Genomic DNA, 24,637 nt, shown 5'->3' with positions numbered 1-24,637 from the left:
ACGGCATCGGTCGACAACGCGTGCGGCCCTCCCGTCCCGATCGACCGCGCCGCGTGGCGGGCGATCAGGGCGGCTATCAGGCCGCCTGGGCGGCGACGGTCACCGGTGCGGGCTGCCACTCCTTCGCGGCGATCGCCGCGTTGCGGCGCTGCTTGAACTTGAGGAACCGGTAAGCGGCACGCGCCGAGAGGTCGGACAGGCGGCCACGCGGCGGCAGCCCCACCGCCTTGAAGATCATGCCCACCCCGCGGTCGAGATGATGCTGGCGGTAGTAGCCCATCGCCTTCGCCATGTAGGCCGCGATCGCCGCCCGGCGGTCGTAGGGGGCGCCCTCAGGACGGTTGGCGCAGTGGAAGGCGAGCGCGAGCTCGTCGTCCTCCGTCTCGCCGATCCGCCCGAGCCCGATCCGAAGCCGCTCGATCACCGAGAGCTTCTCGCGCACGAGATAGCGCCGCATGTGGTCGTAGAACAGCTTGAAGTGCCGGTACTCGTCGGCCGCGATCAGCCGGCAGATCTCGACAAGCACTGGCTCCTCGCTGCCCTCGCCGAGCGCCGTGTAGTAGGAGGAGGTGCCGGTCTCGACCATGCAGCGGGCGATCAGCTCGCCGGTGCGGCTGCCGCGGACGGAACGATCGACCTTCGTCTCGATCCGGAACCCTTTGCGGAACCGCTCGAAGGCGGCGCGAAAGTCCCAAGCCGGGTCGGCGAGCGTCGCCCAGCGGCCGAGCGCCTCGCCGTGCTGCACCTCCTCGACCGCCCAGTTGCGCGCCGCACCCTGGAAGTCGGGGTCGTCATGGAACACGTTGCAGAGATACTCGGCGTAGATGTCGCCGTTGCGCTCGACCATCGCCGCCGCCTTCACGAGCGGCACGATTTCGGGGTCGACCTTGGAGGGGTCGAATTTGTGCCAGGACACCTGGTCGATGTGCCAGTGCTTCATCGCTCACCTCCGCCCCGCACGATCCAGCCGCGGGATCGATGTCCGCACGGTCCGAAACCGGTCCACCCTCTCCGTGCGGGCATCGTTACGGGCCCTGCCCTGCGACGCCGGCACGGCTCCGCTCCGGAGGCCGGATCGGCAGACATCCCATCCTGACATGGCCTCCCTCGCCTCTCCGGGATGAGTCACGCGCAGGCCCTGGGCCGCCGCGCCTCAGACGCCTGCAGTGCACCGGCTGCGGGGGCCGCACGTCAACAGGAATGGTGATCGCACGCGGCGGGAACAAGCCCCCGGAGCCCCTCCTGGCCCCTGTCCTTTTAGAGGGCCTTGGCAGGATCAGCGTCGTTCACCCGCCGCAGTCCTGCTCACGGGGACGGCGCGGAGGCGGCGGCGAGTTCCGCGCGCGCCGCAAGAAGCCTGGCCATCGCGAGTTCGCGGCCGGCCTCGTCGGCACCCTTTGCCGCCTTCGCATAGGCCGCTTCCGCCTTGGCAAGCCGCGCCTTCGCGTCCTCGATCGAGAGATCGGCCACCGGGGTCGCGTCATCGGCAAGAACGGTGCAGCGCTCGGGCGTCACCTCGGCGAAGCCGCCGGCGACGAACAGCCGATGCGTGACCGATCCGCCGCGGTGGACGCGGATCACACCGCCGCGCAGCGTCACGATCATCGGCGCGTGCCCCGGCAGCACCCCCATGTCGCCCTCGGCGGCCGGGATCTCCGCCATCTCCACGGCATCGGAGAACAACAGCCGCTCGGGCGAGACGATGTCGAGCGTGAGCGTCGCCATGGCGCGGATCCCCCCGGGGCCCCTGGCTCAGGCCGCCTCGGCGGCGAGCCGCTCCGCCTTGGCCACCGCCTCCTCGATCGTGCCGACCATATAGAAGGCCGCCTCCGGCAGGTGGTCGTACTCGCCGGCGCAGATCGCCTTGAAGCTGCGGATCGTGTCGGCGAGCTCGACGAAGGCGCCGGGCTGGCCGGTGAACACCTCGGCGACGTGGAAGGGCTGGGAGAGGAAGCGCTGGATCTTGCGCGCCCGGGCGACGATCAGCTTGTCCTCCTCCGACAGCTCGTCCATGCCGAGGATGGCGATAATGTCCTGCAGCGACTTGTAGGTCTGCAGGATCCGCTGCACCTCGCGCGCCACGGTGTAGTGCTCCTCGCCGACGATCCTCGGGTCAAGCGCGCGCGAGGTCGAATCGAGCGGATCGACCGCCGGGTAGATGCCGATCTCGGTGAGCGCGCGCGAGAGCACCGTCGTCGCGTCGAGGTGGCTGAACGAGGTTGCGGGCGCGGGGTCGGTCAGGTCGTCGGCTGGAACGTAGATCGCCTGCACCGAGGTGATCGAGCCCTTCTTGGTGGAGGTGATCCGCTCCTGCAGCGCTCCCATGTCGGTCGCAAGCGTCGGCTGGTAGCCGACCGCCGAGGGGATTCGGCCCAAGAGCGCCGACACCTCCGACCCGGCTTGGGTGAAGCGGAAGATGTTGTCAACGAAGAACAGGACGTCCTGGCCCTCCTCGTCGCGGAAATATTCCGCGATCGTGAGCCCTGTGAGCCCGACGCGCGCGCGCGCCCCCGGCGGCTCGTTCATCTGCCCATAGACGAGCGCCGCCTTGGAGCCGGGGCCGTCGACCTTGATCACGCCCGATTCGATCATCTCGTGGTAGAGGTCGTTGCCCTCGCGGGTGCGCTCGCCCACGCCCGCGAACACCGAATAGCCGCCGTGCTTCTTGGCGACGTTGTTGATCAGTTCCATGATCGTGACGGTCTTGCCGACACCGGCGCCGCCGAACAGGCCGATCTTGCCGCCCTTGAGGTAAGGGGCGAGCAGGTCGATCACCTTGATGCCGGTGACGAGGATCTGCGCCTCCGTCGCCTGGTCGACAAAGCGCGGCGCCTCGCGGTGGATCGGCAGGCGGCGCGAGGCGGGCACCGGCCCGCGCTCGTCGATCGGCTCGCCGACCACGTTGAGGATCCGCCCGAGCGTCTCGGGGCCGACGGGAACGGTGATCGGCCCGCCCGTGTCCACCACCTCGTAGCCGCGGACGAGGCCGTCGGTGCTGTCCATCGCGATCGTGCGGACGGTGCTCTCGCCGAGATGCTGCGCCGTCTCGAGCACCAGCGTCCGGCCGTCGAAGTGGCAGTGCAGCGCGTTCAGGATGGCGGGCAGTTCGCCGGGGAACTGCACGTCCACCACCGCGCCCATCACCTGGGTAACCCTGCCGACGTTGTTGCTCGCCATCGTTCCGCTCTCCACTCGTTCCGTCGCCTGCCGGTCAGACCGCCTCGGCGCCGGAGATGATCTCGATCAGTTCCTTGGTGATGTTCGCCTGGCGCTGCCGGTTGTAGCTCAGCGTCAGCCGCGCGATCATGTCGCCGGCATTGCGGGTGGCGTTGTCCATCGCCGTCATGCGCGCGCCTTGCTCGCCGGCCGCGCTCTCGAGCAGCGCCCGGTAGATCTGCACCGCGAGATTGCGGGGAAGCAACGAGGCGAGGATCTCCTCCTCCGCCGGCTCGTATTCGAAGACGGCACGTGCCCCCTCCGCCCCCTCGGTCGCCGCCGCGGGCAGGGCGGCCGGGATCAGCGGCTGCTCCGACGGAACCTGGGAGATCACCGACCGGAACCGGTTGTAGATCAGCGTGCAGACGTCGAACTCGCCGGCGGCGAACAGCGCGGTGACGCGCTCGGCCACCTGCGCCGCATCGTCGAAGCCGATCGACTTGCGGCCGATGAAGCTCACCTCGCCCACGATCTGGCGCGCATACTCGCGGCGGAGATAGTCGCGCCCCTTGCGGCCGATGGTGAACAGCTTCACCGTCCGCCCGGCCTCCTCGAGCGCGCGGATCCGGGCGCGCGCGAAGCGGCCGACGGCGGCGTTGAAGCCCCCGCAGAGGCCGCGATCGGCCGAGACGACGACGAGAAGGTGGACGTCCTGCCTGCCGGTGCCGACGAGCAGTTTCGGCGCGGTCGGGCTCGAGGCGACGGAGGCGGCAAGGGTCGCGAGCATGCGCTCCATCCGCTCTGCATAGGGCCGCGCGGCTTCGGCCTGACCCTGGGCACGCTTCAGCTTCGAGGCGGCCACCATCTTCATCGCCTGCGTGATCTTGCGCGTCGACTTGACGCTGTTGATCCGCGTGCGAAGCGATTTCAGGCTCGGCATGGTCGTGCCCCCAGGGCGCGCTGCGGTTCAGGCGAAGCTGCGCGAGAAGGCGTCGAGGAAGGCCTTCAGCTTCTCCTCGGTCTCGGGCTTGATCTCCCGGTCGTTGCGGATCGCCTCGAGGATGCCGCTTCCGGAGGCGCGGAGCTCGGCAAGCATCTGGCGCTCGAACCGGCCGATGTCCGAGACCTTCACGCTGTCGAGATAGCCGCGCGTGCCGGCGAAGATCGACACCACCTGCTCCTCGACCGGCATTGGCTGGAACTGCGGCTGCTTCAGGAGTTCCGTCAGGCGCGCGCCGCGCGCGAGCAGGCGCTGGGTCGCCACATCGAGGTCGGAGGCGAACTGAGCGAAGGCGGCCATCTCGCGGTACTGCGCGAGCTCGAGCTTAATCCGCCCCGCGACCTGCTTCATCGCCTTGATCTGCGCCGCCGAGCCCACGCGGCTGACCGAGATGCCGACATTCACCGCAGGCCTAATGCCCTTGTAGAACAGGTCGGTCTCGAGGAAGATCTGGCCGTCCGTGATCGAAATGACATTGGTCGGAATGTAGGCCGAGACGTCGCCGGCCTGGGTCTCGATCACGGGAAGCGCGGTCAGGCTGCCCGAGCCGTGGTCGGCGTTGAGCTTCGCCGCGCGCTCGAGAAGCCGCGAGTGCAGATAGAACACGTCGCCCGGATAGGCCTCGCGCCCGGGCGGGCGGCGCAAAAGCAGCGACATCTGACGATACGCCACCGCCTGCTTCGAGAGGTCGTCATAAGCGATCAGCGCGTGCATGCCGTTATCGCGGAAGTACTCGCCCATCGCGCAGCCGGCGTAGGGCGCGAGATACTGCAGCGGCGCGGGCTCGGATGCGGTCGAGGCGACGACGATGGAGTACTCCATCGCGCCATACTCCTCGAGCGTCTTGACGAGCTGGGCGACCGTCGAGCGCTTCTGGCCGATCGCGACGTAGATGCAGTAGAGCTTGCGGCTCTCGTCCTCGGTGGCGTTGACCGTCCTCTGGTTCAGGATCGTGTCGATGATCACCGCCGTCTTGCCGGTCTGGCGGTCGCCGATCACGAGCTCGCGCTGGCCGCGGCCGATCGGGATCAGCGCGTCGATCGCCTTGATGCCGGTCTGCATCGGCTCGTGCACCGACCGGCGGGGGATGATTCCCGGCGCCTTGACGTCCACGCGGCGCCGCTCGGTCGCCTCGATCGGGCCCTTGCCGTCGATCGGGTTGCCGAGCGGGTCGACGACGCGGCCGAGCAGGCCCTTGCCCACCGGCACGTCGACGATCGCTCCGGTGCGCTTGACGAGGTCGCCCTCGCGCACCGCGCGGTCGTCGCCGAAGATCACCACGCCGACATTGTCGCTCTCGAGGTTGAGCGCCATGCCGCGCAAGCCCGCGGCGGGGAACTCCACCATCTCGCCGGCCATCACCGAGGCGAGGCCATAGACACGGGCGATCCCGTCGCCCACCGAGAGCACCTGGCCGACATCGGCGACGTCGGCCCCGGTGTCGAAGCTCGCGATCTGGCTCTTGAGGATCGCGCTGATCTCTGCCGGACGGATCTCCATGTCAGGCTGCCCCCTTCATGGCCTGTGACAGCCGCTGCAGGCGGCTTCGGATCGAACTGTCGTAAAGGCGCGAGCCGATCTTGACGACCAGCCCGCCGAGGATCGACGGGTCGACGCGGGCGGCGAGCCGCACACGCGCATGCCCCGCGCGGATCAGCGACGCCTCGAGAGCGCGCAGCTGTGGCTCCGAAAGCGGCACGGCGGAGACCACCTCGGCCGTCTCCTCGCCGCGCCGCGCGGAGAGCTGGGCGCGGAAGGCGGCGAGGATACGCGGCAGGAGCGACAGCCGGCGGTTGCTGACAATGACGCCGAGGAAGTTCCGCACCATCGGCTCGAGGCCGGCGCTCTCGGCGAGAAGCTTCACAGCCTGCATCTGCCGTTCGCGCGGCAGCCGCGGGTCCTCGACGAGCGTGCGGAACTCAGCGCTCTCGGCATACAGGCGCTCGATCGCCGCGAGCGCCTCGGCCAGACGGTCATAGACGCCCTCGTCTCCCCTCTGGCGATGCTCGTCCGCAAGCGCGAGCAGGCCTGCGGCATAGCGGGCCGGGATCTCGTCAACGGCCGCGCGCGCCTCGCGCGCGAGCCTCATGGCCTCGGTGATCTCGGCGATGCGTGCGGTCTCGGTCGGCGGCAAAAGGAGGCCTCGGTTCCGGTTCGCGTTGACGGCCGGCGCGCGGAAGCGCTGTGCCAAGGCCGCGAGAACTTGGCCCGGGCGGGGCCGCCCACGGCGCGCGGGGAGGTATCACACGCCTTGTGGCGGTGCAACAGCCCGCGGCGGGGCGAGCGAGCGTCCGCTAGCGCGGCGGCAGGCCAAGCATCGGCCCGAGCTGGTCGAGAAGCGTGCGCAGGGCGCCGAGCTGGCCGGCGAGCGCCGCACCGGCAAGCGGCGGGCCGGCGACGGACGGAGCCGGCGGCGACGCGGGTCCGGCAAGGCCCGGCATGGGGGAGCGATCCTGCAACAGCTCGGCCAGGGAGAGCGTTCCGGAGGCGTCATAGTCGAGGCTCGCGATGAGCGCATAGGCCGCCGCGAGGCCGCCCACCGCCGACGCCCCGACCGCGGCGGCGAGATCGCCGACCTCCGTGCCGGTCGCGAGCATCGCCACATGCGTCACGCCGCGGACGAGGCGGGCGATCTCGGCCGCCGACAGCACGCCATCGCGGGTCAGATCCGCCCAGCCGAACAGGGCGGCGAGGCAGGGCGCCGCCTCGCCGCCCGCGCAGGCCGCCTCGATGCCGTCGAGTGCCCCGAGGAAGGCGAGCCCCTCGCCATGCAGAGCGGCGAGCGTCGTCGGCACGCCGGCGCAGCGCGCCCACTCGATCGCCGGAGCGTCGCCGGGAAGCTGGTCGTCCGCCTGTTTCGCGCTCGGGGTTCGGGTCTCGAGCCTCGTCCCGTCGGCGCGAAGCAACAGGCGCGTGCGATCGGGGTCGTCGGCGACGGCAAGGGTGAAGCCGCCCGTCTGGTCCGTCCGCTCGACACGCCAGAGCTCCTGCGCGCCTTCGCGCGGCAGGAGCGCCCAGGCGCGGCCGGTGACGAAGAGCAGGGCGTCGGGGTCGGAGCAGGCGCCGTTCACCCACAGCCCCTGCGCGGCGGGCGGGATCGGCGCGGCCGTGGCGGGGCCTTGGGCGTGCGCCGGAGCGGCGAGGGCAAGGGCCGCCGCTGCGGCCAGGGCGGCGAAGGGCCTCGCGCTGGTCATCGGTGTCATGGCGCGATCCTGATCTCGGTGTCGGCACAGAGATCCGCCCCGGCGACGCGCACGCGTCGCCGGTCGCGGAACACGGCGGTGAGGTCGTAGCTGCACACCCCGTCCTGCGGCGGGGCGAGGCTGAAGGACTGACCGACGCCGATCACCGCTTCGCCGAGCCGGTCAGGCCCGGGCGGGGCGCCGGGCGGGTCAGCGTGCAGGAGGATGATCGGCAGCGTGCCGGCATTGACGATCCGCGCCGCGGCGAACGGGGGGGAGGTGGTCCAGCCGGGCGCGACCACCACCTCGGCGAGGCGGCAGAAATCCATCCCCGAACGCGTTTCCTCCTCGCCGTTGTCGTAGACCACCCGCACGGTGGTGGCGCAGGCGGGCGGCCGAGCCGAGGGAACGCGAACCGACCCGCCGGGGCGAAGCACCTGCGCACCGAGCCGGTCCGGCCCCTCGTCCCCGGCGCCGTCGGGGAAGGTGTAGAGCTCGAACACCACCCTGTCCGAGCGGTTGGTGATGCCAACCGTCCCGGGCGAGGCCGGGGCGACGCCGCGTGGCTCCTGCTGCGCCCTGTGCTCCTCTCGTGGCACGGGCGCGGCGAGGTCGTCGGCCGTCGTCCAGCCCGGGGCGATGACGAGGCGCGACAGCGTGCAGAGGTCGACGCGGCGACGCTCCTCCGCCCCGCCAGTGTCGAACACGGCGCGGATGTCGTAGCTGCAGCCCTGGTCGGGCACGCGCACGGTGACACTGTCGCCCGGCGCGAGCGTGTCGCTGCCGAGCCTGTCCTCGCCCCACTCGCTCTCCTCGGTGCCGCTGACATAGAGCCGCTCGATGGGTCGCGGCGAGGCGTTCTCGACCGCGAGTTCGCGCTCGGGCGGGGGAGCGGGCAGGGCGCGGGCGAAGGCCACCTCGCGCGTGCGGCAGATGTCCACCCGCTCGCGCACCTCCTCCTCCCCGTCCTCGAACACGATGCGGATGTCGGCCGAGCAGCCAAAGCCCGGCGGCAGGCGCACGCGGAAGCTCTCCCCCGGCGGCACGACCTCCGCGCCGAAGCGGTCGGCCCCCCAGTTGCGGGCACCCTGCCCGCCGCGCGCCACATAGAGTTCCTGCAGCGTCACCTCGCCCTCGTTCTTGATGGTGAACTGCGGCGCCGGCTGCGGCTGCGCGGGGCGTTGCGGCTGCTGCCCGGCGGCGGGCAGGGCGACCACGGCAAGCAGGAACGCGGCGATCAGACGGGCAGAACTCGGGCGGGCGGGCATCGGCGTGTCCTCCGGTTCCCCTGCAGGCTCGCATGGCCGTTCCGGTCCGGCAACCGCGCGTTCGTTGCGGATCGATGGCGCGCCGCGCCCGAGGCGCGACCGGGCCTGCCCCGGCTCATCCCCCCTCGCCGAGGGCGGCCAACGCCATCTCGACGGCAAGACGCGCGCCGCGCCCCGAGGGGTCGCCGCCTGGGTCGTAGGCGGCGATGCCGAGGCAGGCGAGCGGCACCGCCTTTGCCGCCGCCGCGATCGAGGCGATCAGGTGGTCGCGCGCGGGCCAGCGCGGCGGCGGGGTGAGCACACCCGGAACCGCCGTCGGCCCGGCGACGTCGAGGTCGATGTGGAGATACCAGCCGGGCGCGGCCGCGGCGCGCGGGGCGAGCAGGGCGGTGGTGCGTTCCGCCGCGTCGGGGCCGATCGCCTCGGCGTCGAGCCGCGCGATCGGGTGGGCGGCGAGCGCCGCCTCCTCCTCCGGGTCGAGGTCGGAGGCGCCGATCAGCGCCGCGGCTGAGGCTCGCACCGGGGTGCGCAGGCCCGCGCGCTCGCGCCAATCGTCGAACTCCCACCCGAGGCAGACGGCGAAGGGCATGCCGCCCAACAGCCCCGTCGAGGTGGTGGCGAGCGTGTGCAGGTCACCATGCGCGTCATACCAGACGATCCCGGCCGCACCTTTCGCCCGCGCCACCCCCCCGGCCGGCCCGACGGCGCCGGTGCAGTTTCCCTCGAGAACGAGCGGGAAGCGGCCGGCGCCGAGCGCCTCCGCCACCCGGTCGGAGACGCGCGCGGCGAGATAGCCGATGTTGGTCACCACATCCCGGGTGCGCTTCTCCCGCGGCAGAGAGACGGAGACGGGCTCGGCCACCCTGTGCCCCGACTCCGCAAGCTCCCGCGCGAGCCCCGCCGCGAGGATCGCCTCCGGCCCCCGTGCCGCGCCCCAGCGGCCGACGTCGCCGGCATAGGGCAGAAGGATCGGTTGGACCTCCATCACGTGTCCTCCTCCCGAAACGCCGCGGAGACTACAGGAAACTGACGGGATCGACGTCGACCTCCACGCGCGCGGCGCGCGGCACCTCGGCGCGGGAGAGCCAGTCGCGCAGGAGCGCCTGCACATCCGTGCTCCGCGACGCCTTGAGCAGAAGCCGACGCCGGTGCTGGCCGCGCAGGACCGCAAGCGGCGCCGGCGCGGGGCCGAGCACCCGGAACCCCTCCCCCTCGCCCCCCCGTCCCGGAGCGGCGCGCCGCAGCGCCAACGCCGCCGCATCCGCCACCGACGCTTCGGCGGCGGAGACGATGAGCGCCGCAAGCCGGCCATAGGGAGGCCAGCCGCCGGCCTGACGCTCGGCCATCTCCTCGGCGACGAAACGGTCAATGTCGCCAGATACCAGCGCGCGCATCACCCGCTGGTCAGGCGCCCAGGTCTGGAGCAGAACGCGCCCCGGGCGATCGGCCCGCCCCGCCCTGCCGCCGACCTGGTGCAGAAGCTGGAAGCTTCGCTCGGCGGCGCGGAGGTCGCCCCCAGCAAGGCCGAGATCGGCATCGACCACGCCGACCAGGGTGAGGTGCGGGAAGTGCCAGCCCTTGGCGACGAGTTGCGTGCCGATCACGAGATCGACCTCGCGGCGCTCGATCATCGCCGCGTAGTGAGCGGCGCTGTGCGCGCCATGGATCGTGTCCGAGCTCATCTCGGCGATCCGTGCGCCGGGGAAGCGCTCTCGGCACTCGGCGGCGATCCGCTCCACGCCCGGGCCGACGGGGGTGAGCGCGCCCTCGGCGCCGCAGGCGGGGCAGGCCTCGGGGACCGGCTCGGCATGGCCGCAATGGTGGCACTCGAGCCGCTTCACATAGCGGTGCTCGACGAGCCAGGCAGTGCAGTTCGGGCACTGGAACCGGTGGCCGCAGGCGCGGCAGAGGGTGAGCGGGGCGAAGCCGCGTCGGTTGAGGAAGAGCAGAGCCTGCTCACCACGCCCGAGCGCCTCCTCGATCGCGGCGACCAGCGGCGGGGAGAGGAACTGTCCGCGCGCCGGCGGCGTGGCGCGGAGGTCGATCGCCTCGACCTGTGGCATCCCGGCAGAGCCGTGCCGGCTCGGCAGGTGCAGGCGCGCGTGCCGCCCGCGCTCGACGTTCGCGAGCGTCTCGAGCGACGGCGTGGCAGAGACGAGGATGGCGGGGATCCCGGAGAGATGCGCGCGCACGAGCGCCATGTCGCGCGCGTGGTAGGTCACCCCCTCCTCCTGCTTGAAGGCCGCCTCGTGCTCCTCGTCCACCACAATCACGCCGAGGTCGGGGAAGGGCAGGAACAGGGCCGAGCGCGCGCCGACCACGATCGGCGCCCTGCCCTCGGCCACCGCCCGCCAGGTGTCGCGACGACGCGCGGTGGAGAGCTCCGAGTGCCACACCGCTGGGGCCGATCCGAACCGCTGCCGGAACCGCTCGATGACCTGAGCGGAGAGGGCGATCTCGGGCAGGAGAACGAGCGCCTGCCGGCCGTGCGCGACCGCCTCGGCCACCGCCTCAAGATAGACCTCCGTTTTCCCCGAGCCGGTCACACCGTCGAGCAGGGTGGCACCGGGGCGTCGTTCGGCGACGGCCGCGCGAAGCACGCGGGCAGCCTCTGCCTGGGCGGGCGACAGCACAGGCGGTGACCCGGTCGTGAGGTCGGGCAGCGCTGCTGCTTCGGGGATGGGCACGGCGACGAGCAGCCCAGCGTTCCGCATCGACGAGACCACGCCGGGGCCGACGCCGGCGGCGCGGGCGAGCTCGGCCGCTGCCCAGGGAACGGGCGCTTCGGTAAGCACGGCGGCGACCCGCGCCCGCGCCTTCGGGAGCGACCCGACCTCAACGCCCGGGGCGAGCACGAGGCCAAACCGCGGCTTCGGGGCCTCGAGCGCCGCCGGAACCGGCAGGGCCATGCGCAGAACCGCGCCGGGCGGCGCGAGAGTCCAGCGGGCGACGAACGCAATCAGGCGCCTGAGCGCCTCCGTCATCGGCGGGACGGGCAGGAGCGCCGCGAGCGGGCGGAGCTTCGCCTCCGGCACCGAGCCGTCGCCTGGGCCGTCCCAGACCACGCCCGCAAGCACCCTCCCGCCGAGCGGGGCGGCGACGATGGTCCCGGGCGGCGGCACCGGCCAGCCCTCCGGCACGGCATAGTCGTAGGCCTGGGCGAGCGGCAGCGGCAGAAGCACTGGCACCCGCGCCCGTGCCGCTGGTCGCTTTGCGTCCGGCCCCTGCGGGTCTATGGTCGGACTGCCCGCCATCGGAGCCAGTCTGGCATGAAGTTCTTCGTCGATACCGCCGACATTGCCGAGATCCGCGCACTCGCCTCCCTCGGCATGGTCGATGGCGTGACGACCAACCCCTCCCTGATCGCCAAATCGGGGCGGAAGATCGCCGAGGTGATCGCCGAGATCTGCGCCGCTATTCCCGGCCCCGTCTCGGCCGAGGTGACGGCGACCGACCTTGACGGCATGCTGAAGGAGGGGCGATTCCTCAAATCGATCGCGCCCAATGTCGCGGTCAAGGTGCCGCTGACGATGGAGGGCCTGCGCGCCTGCCGCGCGCTCGCCGACGACGGCGCGATGGTCAACGTCACCCTCTGCTTCTCGCCGGCCCAGGCCCTGCTCGCCGCCAAGGCGGGCGCGGCCTTCGTCTCTCCCTTCGTCGGCCGGCTCGATGATGTCGGCCATGACGGCATGGGTCTGATCCGCGACATCGTCACGATCTACCGGAACTATCCGGCGCTCCGAACCGAGGTCCTGGTCGCCTCCGTCCGGCACCCCGTGCATGTGGTCGAGGCGGCGAAGCTCGGCGCCCATGTCGCGACCCTTCCGCCTGCGGTGCTCCGGGCCCTGTTCGCCCATCCGCTGACCGACAAGGGCCTCGCCGCATTCCTCGCCGACTGGGCCAAGACCGGCCAGTCGATCCTCTGAGGTGCCACGGGGCGGGGCGGACGGATGAGCGGCGACAAGCCCCGCAGGGTGAGGGGACAGGCGCAGGAGCCTGACGAGGCGGCCCAGGTCGAGGCCTATCTGCGGGCGCACCCGGGGTTTCTCGCCGAGCGTCCGTCGCTCTACCGCACGCTTCTGCCGCCACGGCGCGTGCATGGCGAACGCCTCGCCGACCACATGGCGGCGATGCTCGAGGCGGAGCGCGCCCGCGGCGCCGAGCTCCGTGCCACGCTCGAGGAGCTTGTGGCGCACGGGCGCCACAACGCCGCCAATCAGGCGCGCGCGCACAAGGCCGTGCTTGCCCTGATGGCGGCGCGGTCGGCGGCGGAGGCGCTCGACATTATCGTGCAGGACTGGCCGGATCTGCTCGGGCTCGATGTCGTCTCGGTCTGCGCCGAAGGCCGGGCGGTGCTCGGCGCGCGCCCGCTCGCGCGCGGCACGATCGCGCGTCTGTTGCCGAACGGCTCGCCCTTCGCGCTCCGCTCCCGGGCCACCGACCAGGAGGCGCTCTATGGCGAGGCGGCGGCGCTCGTCGCCTCGGATGCGCTCGCGCGGCTGACCCTCGCCTCGGGAGGCGAGGCGCTGCTCGCCTGCGGCTCGCGCGACCCGGGCCATTTCGAGGCCCGCCAGGCGACCGACCTCGTCTCCTTCCTCGCCGCGGCGGCCGCGGTCGCTCTCGGCCGGGGGTGAAGCCCGGTGGCGGGAGAGCGGCTGCTCGACGCCTATCTCGGCTGGCTCGGCGGGCAGCGTCGCGCGGCCGCGGCGACGGTTCTGAACTATCGCCGCGATGTCGCGGGTTTCCTCGGGTTCCTCACCGTCCATCTCGGCGCCGAGCCGGACCGGCGCGCTCTCGGGGCGCTCGGCGAGGCCGATCTCCGCGCCTGGCTCGCCCACCTCGCCGCAAAGGGGCTCGCACCCACCTCGCGCGCCCGAGCTCTTGCGGCGGTGCGCGGGTTCTTCCGCTTCCTCGCCCGCACAGGTGGCCCCGAGAACCCGGCCGCCGCCGCGCTCGGCTCACCGCGCCGGCGGCCGCCGGTGCCGCGCGCGCTCGCGGAAGGCGATGCGCTCCTCGTGACGGAGGCGATCTCGGCCGAGGCCGCGCCGTGGGTGGCGGCGCGGGATCGGGCGATCGCCGCACTTCTCTACGGCGCGGGCCTCAGGATCGCCGAGGCGCTCTCGCTCACCCGGGCGGAGGCGCCTCTGCCGGGCTCGGAGGCGGGCTTGCGCGTGCGTGGCAAGGGCGGCAAGGAGCGCGTGGTGCCGGTTCTGCCCGCCGTGCGCGAGAGCGTGGCGGCCTATCTCGCCCTCTGCCCGCACAGGCTTGCCCCGGGCGACCCGCTGTTCGTCGGCGTCCGCGGCGGCAGGCTGAACCAGCGCCAGGTCCGCGCGGCGATGATCGCGCTGAGGCGCGCGCTCGGCCTGCCCGAGCACGCCACCCCGCACGCGCTTCGCCACAGTTTCGCGACCCATCTGCTCGCCGGCGGGGCGGACCTGCGCGCGATCCAGGACCTGCTCGGCCATGCGAGCCTCTCGACCACGCAGCGTTACACGGCGGTGGACGCGGCGCGGATGATGGCGGTGTGGCGGAAGACCCACCCGAGGGCGTGAGCGCCGACCGGGCGCGCGCGGCCGACCTCCCCGTTGCGTGCGCGTCGCTCCTGAGGCCTAACGCCGCACCTGGTAGATCGTGCGGCGAACCTTCCGACGCCAGCGCTGGAGCCACGCGGCGGCGCGGTCACGCCCCTGGTCCATCTGCGCGGTGTAGCGGGGGAATTTCCGGCGCATCCAGTCGATCGTCCGCTGCGCCCACGCATACTCGTCGCGCAGGATGTAGAGGCCGACCGCGAGGAACAGGAAGCCCTGCAGCACGGGCAGGAACAGCCCCGCCACGCCGAGCAGCAGGAAGCCCCATCCGGAGAGGATCTTGCCCCGGCGCGCCCAGGCGCTCGGCGGCTTGGGGGGCAGCATCCGGGGAATGGTGAGGTATTCGCGGCGTCGTGCCATGGCGGCAAGCCGTATGGCTCCGCCCGCGAGGCTTCGCAACCCCGCTTGCCGCGTGCGCGCGGCCGCGTGATTGTCGCGCCATGGCCGCGCCCAGCCCGCCCGTCTCCCGCCCCGTCCTGCTCGCGGGGCTCGGCGCGGCGCAGATCCTCGGCTGGGGATCGACCTTCTACCTGCCGTCGGTGCTCGGGCCACGGATGGGCGAGAGCCTCGGGCTCGCTCAGGACGTGATCTTCGCCGGGGTGACGGTGATGTATCTCGTCGGCGCCGTCGCCGCGCCGCGGGTTGGGCGGCGCGTCGATACGCGCGGGGCGCGGGAGATGATGGTTGCGGGCTCGGTGGTCGCTGCTGCCTCCCTCTCCCTGCTTGCCGCTGCACAGGGGCTCGCCGGCTATGCCGCGGCCTGGGTGGGGCTCGGGCTGATGCTGCCGATGGTGCTCGGGCCGACCGGCTTCGCCGCGATCGCGCAAGCCGTTCCCGCCCCCGCTGCACGGCGGGCGATGACGCTTCTGACGCTGCTCACGGGGCTGACCTCGACCATCGCCTGGCCCGTGACGGCCTCGCTCGAGGCGGGGTTGGGCTGGCGCGGCACGCTCGCCGCCTTCGCCGCCGCCCATCTCTGTCTCGCCCTGCCGCTCTACCGCCTCGTTCTGCCGCCGCGCGCCCCGGCGCCCGAGCGGCCGGCCGCCACGCCGCGGGCGGATGGCGGGGTGACGCCGCTGCGCTTCGTCCTGCTCGTGCTCGCGCTTGGGCTCCCCAATGCCGTGACCTCGGGGCTGCAGCTCGTGCTGATCGCGCTGCTTGGCGGGCTCGGCCATGCGCCTGCGGCAGCGATCGCTCTTGCCGCCCTGCATGGCCCGGCGCAGGTGACCGCGCGGATCATCGACCTCGCTCTCGGCCCCCGCACCTCGGCCACGGCGACGGGCCTGTTCGCCGTGTCGCTCCTGCCGCTCTCGATTCTGCCGCTTGCGGCCGGGGGCGAGGCCGTGTGGGCGGGGCTGTTCACGGTCGCGTTCGGCGTCGCAAACGGGCTGATGACAGTGGTGCGCGCCGCCCTGCCGCTCGAGCTCGCGGGTGCGTCGGGCTACGGCACGCTGACCGGCCGGCTCGCGCTCCCGGGCCACCTCATGGTCGCGGCGGCGCCGCCGCTCTTCGCCGCCGTGCTCGGGCGCGCGGGCCCCGCGGGTGTCGCGTCGCTCACCGTCTTGCTCGGGCTTGTGGCGTTGGCGGCGATGGTCGCGCTCGCCCGCTCGCGCCGCGGCGAGGCCCGAGCCCTCAGCGCCGCGGGCCGAAGCTCTCGAGCGTCCACTCGATCGGGGCGTGGCTGACCGTCACCGCGCCCTGGCGCGGGCGGTTGATGTCGACGATCAGCACGAGCGAGGAGCTCCACAGCACGAGAAGGAGCACGCTCATCACCGCCTGGCGGCTGCCGTTGACGCCGAACGTGTAGCCCAGGGCGCCGACGGCGAGGATCGAGGTCCAGAGCAGGAGCCGCAGGATGTGCGCGGGCACGCGTTCGGCGAAGAAGCGCTTCTGCGTCGTCGCGAGGTCGAACATCTCGTTCAGCGCCGAGAGCATCAGGCCCGTGACCGCCGTCGGGTTCGCCCGCGCCACGCCTGCGGCGATGCCCCAGAGTTCCCCCTGCAGCTTCGCCGTCTCGGCATCGAGCCGGTCGCCATCGGCTCGGGTGCGGATGTCGCGATAGACCTGGATGCGCACCTCGGCGTAGTCGGCGAGCAGGCGTTGCATCCTCTCCCCCTCCTCGCCGCCGATCACCTCGGCGCGGAGCCAGGCGGTGCCGATCGCGTTGGCCTCCGCCAGCACCACGCCGCGACGCTCATCGTGGCGGCCCTCGGCGAGCGCGAGCGTGATGCCGAGCGGGAAGGCGAGCAGGCCGAGGATGCCCCCCGTAACGAAGCCAACGCCGGACCGCTCCGTCTCATCCGCCCTGCGGCGGCTCTACACGCGGCGGCCGATCCGGTCACCGAGCTCGGTGACGACCACGTAGATCGCGAGCAGCGCGAAGAACAGATGGAGCAGGCTCTCGTCCGCGAGCACGGACAGGGCCTCGAGCAGGAAGGCGTGGTTCAAGGCGGCGGCCTCCCTGCCTCGTTCCCGGGGCGCCTCAGATGTGGATCGGCCGGCCGGCGACGGCGAGCGCTGCCTCCTTCACCGCCTCGTTGAGCGAGGGGTGGGCGTGGGATGTGCGCGCGACATCCTCGGCGGAAGCCGAGAACTCGATCGCGAGCGCGAGCTCGGCGATCAGCGTTCCGGCATCCGGGCCGATGATGTGGGCGCCGAGGATCCGGTCGGTCGCGGCATCGGCGAGGATCTTCACGAACCCCTCCGTCTCGCCCATCGCGCGGGCGCGGCCATTGGCGGAGAAGGGGAACTTCCCGGCGCGGAAGGCGATGCCGCGCTCCTTGAGCTGTTCCTCGGTCGCACCGACCGCGGCGACCTCGGGCGCGGTGTACACGACGCCCGGGATGGCGTCGTAGTTCAGGTGCGGGTGCTGGCCAGCGAGGCGCTCGGCGAGCGCGACCCCCTCCTCCTCCGCCTTGTGCGCGAGCATCGGCCCGGCGATCACGTCGCCGATCGCCCAGATCCCCGGAACGGTCGTGGCGAAGCCCTCCGTGCGCACCCGGCCGCGCTCGTCGAGCGCGACCCCCACCCCCTCGAGGTTCAGCCCCGCCGTATAGGGCCTGCGCCCGACCGCGACCAGCACGACATCGGCCGTGATTTCCTCCGCCGCACCGCCTTTCGCCGGCTCGAGCGTGAGCACGACACCCTCGTTCGTCCGCCGCGCCCCGGCCACCCTGGTGCCGAGGCGGAACGACATGCCTTGCCTCGCGAGGATGCGCTGGAAGTGGCGCGCGACCTCTCCGTCCATGCTCGGAACGATCCGGTCAAGCAACTCGACCACTGTCACCTTCGCCCCGAGCCGACGCCACACCGAGCCGAGCTCGAGCCCGATATAGCCGCCGCCGATCACGACGAGATGGCCCGGAACCCGGTCAAGCTCGAGCCCGCCCGTGCTCGTCACGATCCGCTTCTCGTCCACCTCGACACCGGGGAGGTCGACGCTCTCCGAACCGGTCGCGATCACGATGTGCCGCGTGGTGTGCGCCACGCCATCGACCTCGACGACACCGGGGGCGGCGATCCGCCCCGTGCCCTTCAGCCACGTCACCTTGTTTTTGCGGAACAGGAACTCGATCCCCGAGACGTTCGCGGCCACCACCTCCTGCTTGCGGGCGAGCATGCGGGCGAGGTCGAGCGCGACATCGCCGTTCACCACCACGCCGTGGGCGGCAAGCCCGTGGCGCGCCTCCTCATACTTCTCGGAGGACTGCAACAGCGCCTTCGAGGGGATGCAGCCGATGTTGAGGCAGGTGCCGCCTAAGGTGGCGCGGCGCTCGACGCAGGCAACCCGCATGCCGAGCTGGGCCGAGCGTATGGCACAGACATAGCCGCCCGGCCCGCCGCCGATCACGATCACATCGAACGCGGTGTCGCTCATTCCGGCGGCCCCCTCAGTGTCCATGGAACTCGGTGCGCGCGATCGCCGCCAACTCGGCGAGCGAGGTGACGGACCAGTCCGGCACCACCGATGCCTCCGGCGTCGCCCCGCCGCCCGGGCGACGCGCACGCCGGTTCACCCAGAGGGAGGGGATGCCGAGAGCGCGCGCGGGCGCGATGTCGTGGAACTTCGACTGCGCCACATGCAGCCACGCCTCGCGGCCGATGCCGCGCTCAGCAAGCAGCGCGGCGGCGCGCTCGAAATGCGCCGGGTGCGGCTTGTAGTGGCCCACGTCCTCCGCCGTGACGAGGAAGTGGGGAGCGGTGCCGATCGCCGCGATCGAGGCGGCGATTGAGGCGCGATCGACGTTCGAGAGGATGCCGACGGTGAAGCGCCGCGCGAGCTCGGCGAAGGCGGCCGGCGTGTCGGGGAAGGGCGGCCAGTCGGGGATCGAGTGGCCGAAAGCGCGTGCCGTCTCGAGATCGCGCCGCAGCCCGAGCCGGTCGGCGAGCGCGAGGAAGGTGCGCTCGAGGATCTCGGGATAGAGGGCGGCCGGGTCCCTTTCCTGCTCGCGGTGCTCGATGTCGGCGAAGGCCTCGAGGATGGGCGCCTCCGACCAATCCCTCCCCTCGCGCCGGCAGAGGGGCGCGAGGACGGCGAGGATCCCCTTCTCCCAGTCGATCAGGGTGCCGTAGCAGTCGAAGGTGAGCACCCGGAAGCGCCTCAGATCGATCATGCTCCCCCCCGTCACGCTCCCGCGACCGCAAGCCCGTCGATGCGCACCGTCGGCGAATCGATGCCGCGTCGGAACACGAGGTCGTCTGCCGGGGCGAGGCGGGCGAACATGTCGCGGAGATTGCCCGCGACGGTGATTTCCGCGACCGATTCCGCGATCGCACCATTGCGGATCATGAACCCCGCGGCGCCGCGCGAATAGTCGCCGGTGACAGGGTTCACCCCCATGCCGATCAGCTCGGTGACGTAGAGGCCTTCCGCGATATCGGCGATCAGCTCGGTGGGCGTTACCGTTCCGGGAGCGAGCCAGACATTGGTGGGCGCAGGCGACGGCGGTGAGGAGACGCCGCGCGCGGCATGGCCGGTGCTGCGTTGCCCCAGCATGCGCGCGGTGCGGCAGTCGAGAATCCAGCTCTGGAGAAGGCCGTCCTCGACGAGCGCGCGCGCGCGCGGGGCGATCCCTTCGGCATCGAAGGGGCGGGAGCGCAAGCCGTGCGGCCGGAGCGGGTCGTCATGGATCGCGATCCCGGGGCCGAACACGCGCTGCCCGAGGGCCTCCTTCAGGAACGAGGTGCCGCGCGCCACCGAGGCGCCGTTGATCGCGGCGAGGAAATGGCTGACGAGGCTCGCCGCGACACGCGGGTGATAGACGACCGGCATCGTCGCGGTCGCCGGCCGGCGCGGGTTCAGCCGCGCCACCGCCTGCTCTCCGGCGCGCCGGCCGAGCGCTGCCGGGTCCTCGAGGTCGGCGAGCCGGGTCGCGGTGGCGTAGTCGTAGTCGCGCTGCATCGCCGTCCCCATTCCCGCCACGGCTGTGACGGAGACGGAATGGCTCGTGCGCGTGTAGGTCCCCGCGAACCCGTTCGAGGCCACGAGCGCGATCACGCTTCGGCTGAAGCCGGCTTCGGCGCCTTCGCTGTTGGTCACGCCCGGAACCGAGCGCGCCGCCTCCTCGGCTGTGGCGGCGCGCGCCGCGAGGGAGGCGACATCGGGCTCGTCGGCATCGGCGAGCGCGAGCGCGTCGCGCCGTGCGGCGAGCCCCGCCATCCCGTCCGGCGCCTCGGCGAGCCCGGCATGCGGGTCCTCCGGCACAGCGCGCGCCATCGCCACCGCGCGCTCGGCGAGCCGCGCGAAGCCCGTGGGGCTCGTGTCGGTCGTGGCGACGATCGCCTGGCGCCGGCCAACGAACACGCGAAGGCCGAGGTCGCGGCTCTCCGCACGCTCGACCGCCTCCGTCTGGCCGAGCCGCCGCTGCACCGAGAGAGACGCCCCCTCGATGAGCAGCGCATCGGCCGAATCGGCGCCGGCCCGTTTCGCCGCCGCCACGAGATCGGCGAGCAGCCCGAGGCGATCGGGAAGCGCCGGCGCGTCGCTCATGCCGCGAGCTTCTCGGCGATCGCAGGCAGAGCGGGCAGCCTGCCGACGGGCCCGATCGCGGCGAGCGTCGGTGCGGCGCGGAAGATCCGCCGCGCCGTGGCGGCGACATCCTCCACCGTGACGGCGGCAAGCCGGGCGAGGCTCTCCTCGAGCGGGATCACACGGCCCCAGGTGTGGATCTGGTGCGCGATCTGCTCGCAGCGCGCCGAGGTGCTCTCGAGCGACATCAGGAGCGAGGCCTTCACCTGGGCACGGGCGCGCGCAAGCTCCTCCTCCGTCACCGCCCGCTGCACGGCGGCGAGCTCGCCGAGCACGACCGGGACCAGATCGGCGGCTTCGGCCTCTCCGTTTCCGGCATAGATGCCGAAGGTTCCGCCCATCGTGATAGGGGCGAGAGGAAGGAGGAGATGGCGTAGACGAGGCCGCGCTTCTCCCGAACCTCCTGGAACAGCAGGCTCGACATCCCCCGCCCAGAAGCATACGAGAGCAGAAGGGCGGCGTGATACTGCGGGTCGGCATACGATACGGCGGGGAAGCCGAGCACGAGATGCACCTGGTCGAGGCTCCCGCGCTCGCGGAACTCCCCGCCCCGTAGTGCGCCGGGCGGGCGGCGCGGCAGGGGCCCTCCGCAGTCGGTTGAAGTGGGTGCGCACGAAGGTCGAGGAAGGCCTCGTGCTCGATCGCCCGGCGGCAGCGAGCACCACGCGGCCCGGCGTGTAGTGGCGAACGCATGTAGGAGAATCAGTGCCTCGCGCGGCATCGTCCGGATCAAACCGCCCTCATGTGCCGAGGGTGGGAAGCCCCATCGCTGGCCCGTGAAGCGGTGGCCTGGAATAGTCGAACACGATGTCATCGGCGTGTCGTTGGCCTGGCCGATCTCCTGCAGGATCACGCCGCGCTCAGCGCTCGAGCTCCTCCGGATCGAACACCGAGTGCTGCAGGGATGTCGGCGATGATGTCGGCCGCAAGCGGCGCGTCTCGACGCAGCACCTTGGGCGTAGTAGGCGGTGCGCTCGCGCGCGGTGTTAGGGCCGTTGAGGATGGCCGCCGACATCCTCGCATCTCCTCGGCGAATCCGCGCCGCCAGTTCCCGCCGCGCCGTGCCCTATGAACGCCATGTGCTCGAGGAGAGTGGCATCGCGCCGTTCTCCTCCGCGCGCTCAGATGCGGGTTCCGGGCGGCGACATAGGCGCCGAGAGCTGACAGGTGCCGACATGCGGCATCGTACTCCGTGCACCAACCGTCAGGCCGGAGGGGGAGGCGGGTGGTGCGGATCGTGTCGGTCATGAATCGTTCCTCATAGCGGGCATTCCTCAAGGCGTGGCGCGCGGACGAACTCCTCCACCGCCGCGAGGTCGTTCGGCAGGAACGGTGCAGCGCTCGGGCGCGTCTCGAGATCGCAAAGCCGCGCGGGCAGCGCGGGCCGCCGCCCGGTCGCGCGCTCGACCGCGTCGGGGGAACTTGGCCGGATGCGCGGTGGCGGCGACGATGACGGGTGATGTCGGCATCATGGGGCATGTGCGCCCCGCGCCGCGGCGATGCCGACCGCCGTGTGGCGGGTCGGCGAGGTAGCCGGACGCGGCGTCGAGGCGGGCAGATTTCGGCGCGAGTGTCGCGGCAGATCGTCGTACCGACCCGCCGGCGGCGCGGAAAGAGCGCGGCGGCGCACAGCCAGGCCTCGTCCGGCACCAGGCATGCGCCTTCCTTCCGGAAGCGCGCCATCGCCTCGGGCGGTGGAGCGCGCGCGGTCGCGGTCGGAGAGCTCGAACAGCAGGCGTTCGAAATTGCTCGAGACCTGAAATGTCCATCGACGGCGAGAGCGAAGGGCTCCACCGCTGCGGATCGACATATCGTTGCCAGCCGATGAGCGGGCGAGGATGTCCGTTCCGGTTGGGCGCCGATGATGAGAGAGTAGCACCAGGAAGCCCCATGCGCCGCGCCGCCCAAGCCGCGAGACGTTTGCCGAAAATTCCCGTCGGCACGGCGAAAGCACGACGCGCGGTCGGGCGCGCCGAGGGCGAGCGCTGCGTAGGCGTAGTAGGCGATCTGCGCGCGCGACGCGCGCCCAATTGATCGAGTTCACTGCCGCAAAGCCTCATCGCCGCGCGGAACGGGGCGTCGGCGAACATCGCCTTCCACGAGGTCCATGGCAGTCGTCGAAGGTGCCGAGGATCGCGACATTGCCGACATTCGCGCAAGCACGGTCGTCATTCTTGCCGCCGAGCTGGTCGGAGCTTCGTGCGGCCCTTGGGTGGAGGATGACGATGTCGATATCCGCTCGCGGTCAGCAGGCAGGCTCGATCGCCGCCGAGCCGGTGTCCCTGAGGTGGCGCCGACGATGGTGATCCGTCGCCGCGCGGGGCGAGCCATGGTCAAAGAAGGCGGCCCGAGCAGCTGTAGCGCCATGTCCTTGAGAGGCGAGGGTGGGGAGGCCGTGGAAGAGCTCGAGCGCGAACAGCCGATGGTCGAGCTGGACGAGCGGGGCGACGCGCCGCATGCCCGAAGACCCGCATGAGGCCTCAGCGGCAGAGGCGGGTGAGGGTGGCATGGTCGATACGCCTCGCCGACGAAGGGGGAGAGGAGGCAGCGCGCGAGGGTCGGCGTAAGCGAGCGGGCGTAGGCGCCGCCACTCTTCGGCCGAGAGGGTGGGCCAGAGTCTCGGGCACGTAGAGGCCCCCGTCGGCGGCGAGGCCGGCTAGAAGCGTGTCCGTCGAAACCCAAGGTCGGGGCTATCGCCGCGTTCGAGACAGTAGCGCATGAGCCGGCGGACATTAGGGGGTGGGGTCTGCCCGGGGCGGAAGGGGGGAGAGGCGGAGGCGCCCGACGACCCTCAGAGATACAACCAGGCGCGCGCAGGTGACGTTCGAATGACCGACGGGTCGAGCACCGCGTCCGGTCGCCGCCCTCCATCGAGCCCGTCGAACCCGTGCGTGCCCCGTGCGCATGCAACGCGCAGAGCAAGCCAAGGCAACGAGCGGGGCGAAACTGACTGCCTTCGGACGAGCGAGCTGATGATCCCTGCCGCTACCGCCACCGCCAGCCTGGAACAGCTGCGCCGGCCGCCGCCATCGCCCGAGCGTGTAGGAGGGGGAAGTAGCCGAAGGCAGCCGTCATACCAGTGGATGTCCTGGAGGCAGCATCGCGCCGGTCGTTCCGGCACGTCCCAAGAGGCCGAGCAGAGCCTTCATCCCTCGTTCCAGGCGACCGGTGAGGTCGCGACCGCGAGATCAGCACTGAGACGAGCGCGCGCTCGAGACGCACCAGCGACAGGATGATGTGGGCCGGGTAGGTGACCTCGTCCGCCTCAACACGGATGAAGCCCGGGCGCACGCGGCGCCCAGAGCCGGGCGAGGTTCGAGGGCGCATAGGGCGCCGGGTCCCCGCCGAAAGCCTCGTGCAGGCGCGGGCCGAGCCAGGAGAGGAAGGCGTCCGACCGGGCAGCCTGCATCTCGATGATCAGGCTCTGGCTTTCCGTGCGCGGCCATCCCCGGCCGCCTCGCCGAGCGGGGTTCGGGCGAAGAGCCTTGGGCAGGTTGGCCTCGTAGAGCGCATGCCCGCACTCGTGCAAGCAGCGCCGAGGAGTCAGCCTGGGATCGGGTCGGACTCGTCGTAGCGTGGTGGTGATCCGGAATGTCGGTCGGGGTTGCCAGCCAGCAGAACGGGTGGGTGCTCTCGTCGAGACGGGCGCGGGTGAAGTCGAGGCCGGCGCGCTCGGCGAGCAATCCGAGCAGAGGGCGCGCTGCGGACGCCACGGGGAAGGGCCCGAGCAAGGGGCAGAGGCTCCGGCTCGGCGGACCTGGCGCTCGAGAGGCGGCACGGGAGAAACCTCGCCGACACCGTCCTCGACACGGGCGGAACAGCTCGGCGAACGCGCCGCATCGCGAAAGACCCTGGCTGGTATCCGTCCAAGAGGCGCGTCATAGGGAGAGAGGCCGGTGGCGTCGGCGAGCGCCTGGCTTTGGGCGCGCACGAGCCGGACCACCTCGGCAAGAAGCGGGGCGACGAGGGACGGGAAGTCGGAGGCGCGGCGTGCCTCGCGCCAGGTCGCCTCACAGGACCGAGGTGGCGCGCAGCCATCGCCTCGACGAGATCGGCCGGCAGGGCGGATGGCGCGCCGGTACTTGCGGCGCAATCAGGGCGAGATTGGCGCGAATCCTCCGCCCCGAGCGCCTCTGCCACCCGCCTCGCGGCGGCGAGCGCCTCGCCGGTCGCGGCATCGGTGAGCAGGGCGTAGGGCAACGGCGGCAAGCGCCGCCATCTGCTCGCCGCGGGCAGGCGCGGCGGCCGAGGGGCATCACCACGGACGTGTCCCAGTGCAGGATCGAGGAGGCCTCCTCGAAGAGCTGCGATCCGTGCGAAGCGGCGCGCAGACGCGGTCGTAGGGAGAGAGCGCTGTCATGCGACCTCGCCACGGCGCAGCGGGCGAGCAGGCTCCGCGCCCAGAACACGAAGAA

At 72.0% G+C, this 24,637-nt stretch carries 25 protein-coding genes and 1 pseudogene; 5 read left to right on the top strand and 21 right to left on the bottom strand.

Translation table 11 applies throughout. The features are described 5' to 3' along the window. Positions 1-76 precede the first annotated feature (76 nt). From KO353_RS08220 to KO353_RS08175, 10 genes are all read right to left on the bottom strand, one after another. Positions 77-940: a ferritin-like domain-containing protein gene (locus tag KO353_RS08220; protein ID WP_218284198.1), complete on the bottom strand. Its 864-nt coding sequence runs from the start codon at positions 938-940 to the stop codon at positions 77-79. 365 nt (positions 941-1,305) lie between these two features. Next, positions 1,306-1,725: an ATP synthase F1 subunit epsilon gene (atpC, locus tag KO353_RS08215; RefSeq protein ID WP_218284197.1), complete on the bottom strand. Its 420-nt coding sequence runs from the start codon at positions 1,723-1,725 to the stop codon at positions 1,306-1,308. A 27-nt stretch (positions 1,726-1,752) separates the two neighbouring features. Beyond that, positions 1,753-3,177 (bottom strand): F0F1 ATP synthase subunit beta, encoded by a 1,425-nt coding sequence (atpD, locus tag KO353_RS08210; RefSeq protein WP_218284196.1) that lies wholly within the window; start codon positions 3,175-3,177, stop codon positions 1,753-1,755. Positions 3,178-3,211: 34 nt separating this feature from the next. Continuing rightward, the gene (locus KO353_RS08205; protein ID WP_218284195.1) at positions 3,212-4,096 is read right to left on the bottom strand and encodes a F0F1 ATP synthase subunit gamma; all 885 of its coding nucleotides are present in this window, start codon (positions 4,094-4,096) and stop codon (positions 3,212-3,214) included. 27 nt (positions 4,097-4,123) lie between these two features. Further along, the gene (gene atpA, locus KO353_RS08200) at positions 4,124-5,656 is read right to left on the bottom strand and encodes a F0F1 ATP synthase subunit alpha (RefSeq protein ID WP_218284194.1); all 1,533 of its coding nucleotides are present in this window, start codon (positions 5,654-5,656) and stop codon (positions 4,124-4,126) included. 1 nt (position 5,657) lies between these two features. Continuing rightward, positions 5,658-6,347, bottom strand: a complete 690-nt coding sequence (locus KO353_RS08195) for a F0F1 ATP synthase subunit delta (RefSeq protein WP_218284193.1) — start codon at positions 6,345-6,347, stop codon at positions 5,658-5,660. Positions 6,348-6,450: 103 nt separating this feature from the next. Next, positions 6,451-7,359 (bottom strand): hypothetical protein, encoded by a 909-nt coding sequence (locus KO353_RS08190; RefSeq protein ID WP_218284192.1) that lies wholly within the window; start codon positions 7,357-7,359, stop codon positions 6,451-6,453. Further along, entirely contained in the window at positions 7,356-8,606 is a 1,251-nt protein-coding gene (locus tag KO353_RS08185) for a hypothetical protein (protein WP_218284191.1), read from the bottom strand. Before KO353_RS08185 ends, KO353_RS08190 begins: the two co-directional genes overlap by 4 nt. A 115-nt stretch (positions 8,607-8,721) precedes the next feature. Then, positions 8,722-9,591, bottom strand: coding sequence for an arginase family protein (locus KO353_RS08180; RefSeq protein ID WP_218284190.1), 870 nt, complete (start codon positions 9,589-9,591; stop codon positions 8,722-8,724). A gap of 31 nt (positions 9,592-9,622) precedes the next feature. Then, positions 9,623-11,860 (bottom strand): primosomal protein N', encoded by a 2,238-nt coding sequence (locus KO353_RS08175; protein ID WP_218284189.1) that lies wholly within the window; start codon positions 11,858-11,860, stop codon positions 9,623-9,625. Positions 11,861-11,875: 15 nt separating this feature from the next. Between KO353_RS08175 and fsa the strand changes: the two genes are divergently transcribed. From fsa to KO353_RS08160, 3 genes are read left to right on the top strand one after another with little or no spacing between them, the layout of a single operon-like run. Then, the gene (fsa, locus tag KO353_RS08170; protein ID WP_218284188.1) at positions 11,876-12,532 is read left to right on the top strand and encodes a fructose-6-phosphate aldolase; all 657 of its coding nucleotides are present in this window, start codon (positions 11,876-11,878) and stop codon (positions 12,530-12,532) included. A gap of 24 nt (positions 12,533-12,556) precedes the next feature. Next, entirely contained in the window at positions 12,557-13,240 is a 684-nt protein-coding gene (locus tag KO353_RS08165) for a DUF484 family protein (RefSeq protein WP_218284187.1), read from the top strand. Between the two features lie 6 nt (positions 13,241-13,246). Continuing rightward, the gene (locus tag KO353_RS08160) at positions 13,247-14,158 is read left to right on the top strand and encodes a tyrosine recombinase XerC (RefSeq protein ID WP_218284186.1); all 912 of its coding nucleotides are present in this window, start codon (positions 13,247-13,249) and stop codon (positions 14,156-14,158) included. Between the two features lie 57 nt (positions 14,159-14,215). Here the strand turns inward: KO353_RS08160 and KO353_RS08155 are convergent, their stop codons facing one another. Next, entirely contained in the window at positions 14,216-14,554 is a 339-nt protein-coding gene (locus KO353_RS08155; protein WP_218284185.1) for a PGPGW domain-containing protein, read from the bottom strand. Positions 14,555-14,634: 80 nt separating this feature from the next. Between KO353_RS08155 and KO353_RS08150 the strand changes: the two genes are divergently transcribed. After that, on the top strand, positions 14,635-15,879 hold the full coding sequence (locus KO353_RS08150) for an MFS transporter (protein WP_218284184.1): 1,245 nt from the start codon (positions 14,635-14,637) through the stop codon (positions 15,877-15,879). Here the strand turns inward: KO353_RS08150 and KO353_RS08145 are convergent. The 7 genes from KO353_RS08145 to KO353_RS16880 form a co-directional block, all read right to left on the bottom strand. Next, a complete protein-coding gene (locus KO353_RS08145) occupies positions 15,827-16,444 on the bottom strand; it encodes a bestrophin-like domain (RefSeq protein WP_456236933.1) in 618 nt (205 codons plus the stop codon). The two genes, KO353_RS08150 and KO353_RS08145, sit on opposite strands and share 53 nt — an antisense overlap. A 66-nt stretch (positions 16,445-16,510) precedes the next feature. Then, a complete protein-coding gene (locus KO353_RS16755; RefSeq protein ID WP_268906151.1) occupies positions 16,511-16,642 on the bottom strand; it encodes a hypothetical protein in 132 nt (43 codons plus the stop codon). Between the two features lie 34 nt (positions 16,643-16,676). After that, positions 16,677-18,095: a dihydrolipoyl dehydrogenase gene (lpdA, locus tag KO353_RS08140; RefSeq protein ID WP_407928181.1), complete on the bottom strand. Its 1,419-nt coding sequence runs from the start codon at positions 18,093-18,095 to the stop codon at positions 16,677-16,679. Then, a complete protein-coding gene (locus tag KO353_RS08135) occupies positions 18,085-18,807 on the bottom strand; it encodes an HAD-IA family hydrolase (RefSeq protein WP_218284181.1) in 723 nt (240 codons plus the stop codon). Before KO353_RS08135 ends, lpdA begins: the two co-directional genes overlap by 11 nt. 11 nt (positions 18,808-18,818) lie before the next feature. Continuing rightward, complete coding sequence (locus tag KO353_RS08130; RefSeq protein WP_218284180.1) at positions 18,819-20,183, bottom strand: TldD/PmbA family protein; 1,365 nt, start codon at positions 20,181-20,183, stop codon at positions 18,819-18,821. Next, positions 20,180-20,563 carry a peptidase M16 family protein gene (locus tag KO353_RS16885; protein ID WP_328774534.1) on the bottom strand — a complete coding sequence of 128 codons (384 nt, stop codon included), beginning with the start codon at positions 20,561-20,563 and terminating at the stop codon, positions 20,180-20,182. Before KO353_RS16885 ends, KO353_RS08130 begins: the two co-directional genes overlap by 4 nt. Beyond that, entirely contained in the window at positions 20,461-20,943 is a 483-nt protein-coding gene (locus KO353_RS16880) for an insulinase family protein (RefSeq protein ID WP_328774529.1), read from the bottom strand. Before KO353_RS16880 ends, KO353_RS16885 begins: the two co-directional genes overlap by 103 nt. A gap of 1,386 nt (positions 20,944-22,329) precedes the next feature. On the opposite strand from KO353_RS16880, the gene KO353_RS16450 reads away from it, so the two are divergent. Further along, positions 22,330-22,698 (top strand): hypothetical protein, encoded by a 369-nt coding sequence (locus KO353_RS16450; protein WP_235692073.1) that lies wholly within the window; start codon positions 22,330-22,332, stop codon positions 22,696-22,698. A gap of 4 nt (positions 22,699-22,702) precedes the next feature. Here KO353_RS16450 and KO353_RS16445 read toward each other — a convergent pair. From KO353_RS16445 to KO353_RS16745, 3 genes and pseudogenes are all read right to left on the bottom strand, one after another. Beyond that, positions 22,703-22,867: pseudogene (locus KO353_RS16445) on the bottom strand (hypothetical protein); the annotation flags it as partial. Positions 22,868-23,207: 340 nt separating this feature from the next. After that, on the bottom strand, positions 23,208-23,549 hold the full coding sequence (locus KO353_RS16750; protein WP_268906223.1) for a hypothetical protein: 342 nt from the start codon (positions 23,547-23,549) through the stop codon (positions 23,208-23,210). Next, positions 23,488-24,000, bottom strand: coding sequence for a hypothetical protein (locus KO353_RS16745; RefSeq protein ID WP_268906233.1), 513 nt, complete (start codon positions 23,998-24,000; stop codon positions 23,488-23,490). The genes KO353_RS16750 and KO353_RS16745 overlap by 62 nt, the downstream gene beginning before the upstream one ends. Between the last annotated feature and the right edge of the window lie 637 nt (positions 24,001-24,637).

This window comes from Elioraea tepida, assembly GCF_019203965.1.
Taxonomy (GTDB): domain Bacteria; phylum Pseudomonadota; class Alphaproteobacteria; order Acetobacterales; family Acetobacteraceae; genus Elioraea_A; species Elioraea_A tepida.
This window is presented reverse-complemented; position numbering and strand designations above follow the sequence as displayed.